At 46.2% G+C, this 3,420-nt stretch carries 1 protein-coding gene; it reads right to left on the bottom strand.

The window, feature by feature from the left end; translation table 11 throughout:
* Window positions 1-3,420: beta strand repeat-containing protein (locus SP90_RS16285; RefSeq protein WP_269449369.1), on the bottom strand; the 3,420-nt coding region annotated here is incomplete at both ends.

Raw genomic sequence — 3,420 nt, 5'->3', positions numbered from 1 at the left:
TTTTTCAACGCCATGTGATGGATCTACTAGTCCACCAGAGATACGAATGGAGTCATCATCGTGTCCTTTGATTTTGATAACCAGATCATCTCCATCGGCACTGAAGATAAGATCCTCAGTAGTGATACCTACGCCGATGTTGAGAATGTCCACGTCTACGCCATTGCATGTCCCTTCGTGTATAGTATCGTTGCCGTCTCCGACATTGAAGATATATGTATCACTGCCAGTGCCTCCAGTAAGGATATCGTCGCCGGTACCACCTGTGATGGTATCATCGCCGCCACCCGCATTGATGGTATCGTTGCCTGAACCACCAGCCAGAGTGTCGCTTTTTGAACCTGTGCTAATGGCGTCCTTTCCAGTCCCACCATCAACCACTGCAACAATATCACCGACAGTGATGGTATCATCACCGCCTTTGGCATTAACAACAGCAATTACTGCATCAGAAGGAACAACGAATGTGTCGTCATTGTCTGTCAGCACTGGGTTGGATATAACCGCTGCAAGGTCAATAGCAGTTCCATCAGCAAGAACGATTTTTTCAACGCCATGTGATGGATCTACTAGTCCACCAGAGATACGAATGGAGTCATCATCGTGTCCTTTGATTTTGATAACCAGATCATCTCCATCGGCACTGAAGATAAGATCCTCAGTAGTGATACCTACGCCGATGTTGAGAATGTCCACGTCTACGCCATTGCATGTCCCTTCGTGTATAGTATCGTTGCCGTCTCCGACATTGAAGATATATGTATCACTGCCAGTGCCTCCAGTAAGGATATCGTCGCCGGTACCACCTGTGATGGTATCATCGCCGCCACCCGCATTGATGGTATCGTTGCCTGAACCACCAGCCAGAGTGTCGCTTTTTGAACCTGTGCTAATGGCGTCCTTTCCAGTCCCACCATCAACCACTGCAACAATATCACCGACAGTGATGGTATCATCACCGCCTTTGGCATTAACAACAGCAATTACTGCATCAGAAGGAACAACGAATGTGTCGTCATTGTCTGTCAGCACTGGGTTGGATATAACCGCTGCAAGGTCAATAGCAGTTCCATCAGCAAGAACGATTTTTTCAACACCATGTGACGGATCTACTAGGCCGCCAGAGATACGAATGGAATCATCATGTCCTTTGATTCCGATAATCAGGTCATCTCCATCAACGTTGAAGATAAGATCTCCAGCAGTTACTCCAACACCAATATTAATGATATCGATGTCGGTGCACATATTATTGCACGAGCCTTCATGGATGGTGTCGTTGCCGTCACCAATATTGAAGATGTAGGTGTCTCCACCTGTTCCGCCAGAGAGAATGTCATCACCTGTACCACCTGTGATGGTATCATCGCCGCCACCCGCATTGATGATGTCGTTGTCTGCGCCACCTGAGAGGGTGTCGTTATGGTTTCCTGTGGTAATGGTGTCACTGCCTGCTCCACCATTGATTATCGCAGTAACATCACCACCAGTAATCGTGTCATTTCCACCTTCAGCGTTAATAATGGTGATATATTTATCTTCAGGAACAACTATTGTATCGTTTCCATCGGTAAAGGATTGACTTGAGATTATAGCTGTTAATGTAATAGATAATCCATTTGCAAAGCAAATCTTCTCAATGCCATGTGACGGATCTGTCACTCCTCCAGTGATGCGGATGGAGTCAGTATCATGCCCAGTAAAGCCAATCACTAAGTCATTACCGTCAACACGGTAGATGATGTCTCCAACAGAAATACCAACACCAAGATTGATGATGTCGATATCAACTCCGTTACACGAACCTTCATGTATGGTGTCGTTACCGTCACCAATATTGAAGATATAGGTGTCACCTCCAGTGCCGCCAGTGAGAATGTCATCGCCAGTGCCACCTGTAATGGTGTCGCTACCACTTCCAGCGTTGATTGTGTCGTTGCCAGATCCACCGGTGAGGACATCATTCTTAGCACCAGTAGTAATAGAATCGTTGCCTGATCCTGCATTTACAATGGTTGTGACGTTGCCACCTGTAATGGTGTCATTTCCTCCAGATGCATTCACAATTGCGATGAAAACATCTTCAGGAATTTGGATGATGTCATTAGCATCTGTGAAGTTTTGGTAAGAAATTACAGCAGTAAGCTCAATGGAACTACCATCAGCAAAAACAATTTTTTCAATTCCATGGGATGGGCCTGCAAGTGCACCCGTAATACGAATTGAATCATCATTATGACCGGTAAAGCCAATGATCAAGTCGTCACCATCAACGCTGAAGATTAAGTCACCTGTGGTAATGCCGACTCCGATGTTAATGATATCGATGTCAGTGCAAGCGCTGCTGCATGCGCCTTCTTTTATGATGTCGTGGCCGTCACCAATATTGAAGATGTATGTGTCGCTACCTGAACCACCATCTATGACATCATTACCACCGCCCGCGTTAATAGTGTCATTTCCTTGTCCGCCAGTAATGTTGTCACCTTGTGAACCTGTGGTGATCGTGTCATTTCCACTTCCACCATCGACAACAGTAGAGCTGTTGCCTGTTGTAATGGTGTCATTACCGCCGCCAGCATTAATTGATGTAATAAGGTTGCTAGTAGGGACTGTTATAGTATCGTCATTATCGGAATAGCTTTGCTGGGAAAGGAATGATGAAGAGTGTAGACGTGAACCATCTGCAAATTCAAAATTCTCGATGCGGCAGTAGCTATTGCCCATTGCGTTAACAATGCGAATAGAATCTGTTGAGGTGTTGGTGAAAGATATCACCCAATCATTACCGTCTGCTCTGATAATGAGGTTGTCTATTGTGAAGTCGACTCCAAAGCGAATGGTATCACTGTATGAACCAGATTTTCCGTCGGGATTGTCATAGATAGTGTCATGACCATCACCAATGTTGAAGATATAGGTGTCATTATCAATGCCGCCGTAGATGGTATCATCGCCAAGCCCACCAGTAACGGTGTTATTGCCGGCACCTAGTCTGATAGTGTCATTGCCGCCACCGCCTGTGACAGTGTCATTTCCTGCCCCAGAGTCGATAATGTCAGCGCCAGACCCTCCGTCTATGGTGTCTTTCCCTGAACTAGTAGTTAAGGTGTCGTTGCCGGCTCCTCCAGACACGTAGTTATCACCGTAGCTAGCATCAATGGTGTCATTTCCGGCACCACCATAGATGTAGTCTGCATTGCCGCCGCCAGTGATCTTGTCGTCGCCGTCTTCACCATAAGCAGTAAGTGGGCCGCCAGCAGAGGAAATGGTATCGTCACCTGTTCCGGCGTAGATAGTAGTTGCACCAGTTCCTGCTGTAATAACATCATTACCGCTAAGTGCATTGACAGTTACAGGCATAACAAAGGCAGACATGTCTACAATATCAATGTCTTCGGTGAGGTTGTTAAGGGTAAA

The sequence above is a fragment of the Halodesulfovibrio spirochaetisodalis genome, assembly GCF_001672295.1.
Taxonomy (GTDB): Bacteria; Desulfobacterota; Desulfovibrionia; order Desulfovibrionales; family Desulfovibrionaceae; genus Halodesulfovibrio; species Halodesulfovibrio spirochaetisodalis.
Note: the sequence above shows the minus strand (reverse complement) of the source record. Positions and strands in the feature narration are given on the sequence as shown.